A 3,798-nucleotide genomic window follows, 5' to 3' on the forward strand; every position below is an offset into this window, starting at 1 on the left:
AGAGCTAGTTCGATCCCGCCAAATTTTCCTGCTACCCAGTTGTAGACCTTGCAGGCAATCCACAGCAGGGCAAAGCCAAGTAAGGCATTGAGTATCAGTGCTGATAGCACTGTAAATCCAGGTATCGCACCATCACGAATGAATGCCACAAATAAGGCTAACAGCACAATTGGAACAGAGAAGCAGAGGTAAACCAAAACCAGAGTTTTGGCGGTATGCATTGGGTCTAGGAAGACAATTTCTTTTTTGGTGAGTTTCATGAGGTGCAATCTTAAAGCAGTCCATCGAAAAGCGCCACATCTACCCAGTCACCGGCAGCCACATTTCCCTGCTCGTGAGACAGAATCACAAAGCAATTTGCCTCACTCATGGATCGCAAAATTCCGGCACCTTGGCTACCAGTTAATGTGACTGTAGGCTTTCCGTCTGGGCCACGCACCACAATGGCGCGTTGAAACTCTGTTCGGCCCGGGCGCTTGCGAATGGGCGCTTCGGCAATCGCCTGCATGATTGGTGGCTCAGTCTGGCTTGCGCCATTGAGTTGCAATAAAGCGGAACGGACAAATTGATAGAAAGTCACCATCACTGCTACTGGATTTCCAGGTAGGCCAAAGAAGAGGGTTTTACGGCTAGATCCATCCATTGGCCTCAGCATCCCAAAAGCCATAGGGCGGCCTGGACGCATAGCGATTTTCCAAAAACCTACATCACCGAGTTCTTGCATGATTTGCTTGGTGAAATCTGCTTCCCCAGCTGAGACCCCGCCAGAAGAGATGAGGACATCTGCTTTTGAGGCGGCATCTATGAAGGCGGCTTTTAGTGAAGCAGGATCATCGCGCACAATTCCGCAATCAATGATTTCTAGATCAAGACGCTTGAGTAGTCCGATCAAGCTATAGCGATTGCTATCGTAAATATTGCCAGCTTCTAATGTTTGTCCCAATGGGCATAATTCATCACCTGAAGAGAGTATGGCTACCCTTAACTTTCTATGAACTGCAAGTTCGGAGATGCCAAGGGAGGCAGCAAGACCGAGATCAGAGGGGCGCAATAAACGCCCTGCAGTAATTGCTGGCTTGCCTTGTTGTAAGTCTTCTCCACGTAAGCGTCGGTTTTCACCACGCTTCACTCGATTGGCTTTGAATGACATGATCGAGTCATCACCAGAACTTTGGGGTTCTGTAAACTCCTGGGGAATCACGGTATCGCAGTCGCCTGGCATTAAGGCGCCTGTCATGATCTTGATGCATTCACCTGGAGCAATACTGCCCTCATAGGGCTTGCCAGCAAAGGCAGTGCCGATCACTTTGAGGCTAATAAGATCTTCACTTTGACCTAAGCAATCCCCATGAAATGCAAAGCCATCCATTGCTGAGTTATCTGCAACTGGAACATCAATCGGTGAAAGTAAATCTTTCGCCAGGATGCGATTGATTGCTTGATCTAATGTAATGCATTCAATAGCGCCAGACTCGGCGCCTTCATGCGATTCTGCGATTAAGTCTTTTACTAGATCGGAGATCGCTATGCGAGCTTGGTCTACATGTAGTGAGCCACTGATATAAATCGGATCACTTGGAGGTATGTGCTTTAAGTTTGACATGAAGATATTTTTTCTAAAACTGCTAACTCTTCTGGTGTGTTCACATTGGCAAACGCTTGTGGATTTTCAAAAACTACCGTGCCAGATTGCAACTCTTTAAACCAGCGATCAATTTTTAAATCGCCTTTACTTAAAAAGGAATCTAAAGAGTCTTTCAAACTGCTTTTCATTAAGCAGAAGACAGGCTGAGACCAAATCTTGCCATCGTCCTCCGTTGTGGAAGCAAAGACTAGTTCTAAATTATTGCCCTCGAGTTCAGCTGCCATTTTTTGGGCAAGATCGTCCGGCAATAAAGGGGAGTCGCAGGGTGATGTAAGCAGATAAGGTGTTTTGCAGTGCTTGAGACCCACTGAAAAACCAGCTAAGGGGCCGGAGAAGTCGGGGGTTTCATCCATGAATACCGGGTAACCATAGTGTGCATACTTGGTAATGCTGCGGTTGGCATTAATCAGAATGGTGCTAACTTGAGGCTTGAGTCGACTAATGGCAGATTCAATTAGAGGCTTGCCATGAAAGGGAATTAAACCTTTATCGATGCCACCCATTCTTTGGGCGCGACCTCCCGCCAAAATGAGTCCAGTAATGTGTTCAGAGGTAATCATTAGCCGCCGATGTAAGACATTTCTACCTTGCGAGCAGATTTCAATTCAGCGGTATTGGATCCCCGAATTTCTGAATAGTGATCATTGCGTCCGGACCATGTAGACATGATGGCGTTGGCAATTTCTAAATCGCTTCTACCAGAACGCAAGAGCGTTTTGAAATCAAAACCTTCATTTGCAAATAAGCAAAGATAGAGTTGACCATCAGTAGAAATGCGAGCTCGCGTGCATTCATGGCAGAAAGTTTGTGTGACACTGGAAATAAAGCCAATCTCACCAGAGCCATCAAGATAACGCCAGCGCTGAGCTACTTCACCAGGATAATTAGCCTCAATAGGTTCAATCGGAAAGATTGCGTTGATACGATTGGCAACTTCTTGCGAGGGAAGTACTTGTGACATATCCCAGCCGTTAGAGCTACCTACGTCCATAAATTCAATAAAGCGTAGTGTTATGCCGCTGCCTTTGAAGTGCTTGGCCATGCTAATAATCTCTTGATCGTTTGTACCCTTCTTCACAACCATATTGACTTTGAGATTAGTGAAGCCTGCTTCTTGAGCTGCAGCAATTCCATCAAGTACATCCGTAACTGGGAAGTCGACATCATTCATTTTTTTGAAGATGTCGTCGTTCAATCCATCAAGGCTAATCGTCAGACGCTGCAAGCCTGCTGCTTTCAATGCGGCAGCCTTCTTGCGTAATATGCTGCCATTGGTAGTGAGTGTTAGATCAAGTGCTTGATTTGTCGTAGTACGAATCTTGGCGAGCATTTCAACAAGTACTTCAAGATTTTTACGCAGCAAAGGCTCGCCACCAGTGAGGCGAATTTTTTCTACACCCAGAGAAGCAAAGATCGTTGTAAGGCGAGTAATCTCTTCAAAGCTCAGTAAATCACTATGAGAGAGATAGGGATAGTCTTTATCGAAGATTTCCTTAGGCATGCAATAGGTGCAGCGGAAATTACATCGATCGGTTACGGAGATTCGTAAATCACGAAGAGGGCGCCCACGAGTATCTTTGCTTGAGGTGTTAGCGGCAACAAGCTGCCCAGGAATGGACGGCGTAAGGCCTTTGCCTTCATCTACACGTATGGGAATGACTTTTTCAACCATGTCTCATTATGGCTGTGAAACGGTGTTTCTGCCAAACTGCCAAATATCCTTGTGGGATAAATAGCAGTCTGGAGAAATTGGATTAAACCGTTTTTTCTTGGCCGCCGGTTTCAACTAAAACCATTGGACCAGTTTGCAAGTTAACAGGAGCCTTTGGAGTTCTACCCATAGGCAAAACTTCTGGCTCAGCTTTGATTTGCGATTGCGCTTCTTGATGCTTACTAGAGTCTGTGGCCACCCAGACCATACCAGCAGACTGAACCACGCTATGCAATGGAGTCTCTTCGAGTGCTTGGAAGGCAACCTTAGGAAGCTCAGGTGCTGGCTTAGCAATGACTTCAATTGCAGCTGCTGTTACTGATGTGACCACTGCCTGTGCGGTAGGGGCTGTTGCAGCGTTATCAGGGCGATTGCTTTGACGCGGTGCACGTTGCTCTCTTGGCTCTCTGGGTGCGCGAGGTGCACGCTCTTTCACATCATT

4 protein-coding genes and 1 pseudogene are annotated in these 3,798 nt (G+C 46.6%); all 5 read right to left on the reverse strand.

All coding sequences use genetic code 11. The annotated features are described in order from the left end of the window. On the reverse strand, window positions 1-260 hold a 260-nt coding region (locus B7Y67_RS12605; protein WP_293598947.1), incomplete at its 3' end, for a hypothetical protein. A gap of 11 nt (window positions 261-271) precedes the next feature. After that, window positions 272-1,603 (reverse strand): gephyrin-like molybdotransferase Glp, encoded by a 1,332-nt coding sequence (gene glp, locus B7Y67_RS12610; protein WP_293598948.1) that lies wholly within the window; start codon window positions 1,601-1,603, stop codon window positions 272-274. Beyond that, on the reverse strand, window positions 1,591-2,205 hold the full coding sequence (mobA, locus tag B7Y67_RS12615) for a molybdenum cofactor guanylyltransferase MobA (RefSeq protein WP_293598949.1): 615 nt from the start codon (window positions 2,203-2,205) through the stop codon (window positions 1,591-1,593). The genes glp and mobA overlap by 13 nt, the downstream gene beginning before the upstream one ends. Next, window positions 2,205-3,317: a GTP 3',8-cyclase MoaA gene (moaA, locus tag B7Y67_RS12620; protein ID WP_293598950.1), complete on the reverse strand. Its 1,113-nt coding sequence runs from the start codon at window positions 3,315-3,317 to the stop codon at window positions 2,205-2,207. The genes mobA and moaA overlap by 1 nt, the downstream gene beginning before the upstream one ends. Window positions 3,318-3,399: 82 nt before the next feature. Continuing rightward, window positions 3,400-3,798, reverse strand: a pseudogene (locus B7Y67_RS12625) (ribonuclease E/G); the annotation flags it as partial.

This window comes from Polynucleobacter sp. 35-46-11 (genome assembly GCF_002281105.1).

Excerpts from the sequence above, each read along its gene's own strand:
- glp (WP_293598948.1), bottom strand. The coding sequence starts at position 1,603 with ATGTCAAACTTAAAGCACATACCTCCAAGTGATCCGATTTATATCAGT.
- mobA (WP_293598949.1), bottom strand. The coding sequence starts at position 2,205 with ATGATTACCTCTGAACACATTACTGGACTCATTTTGGCGGGAGGTCGC.
- moaA (WP_293598950.1), bottom strand. The coding sequence starts at position 3,317 with ATGGTTGAAAAAGTCATTCCCATACGTGTAGATGAAGGCAAAGGCCTT.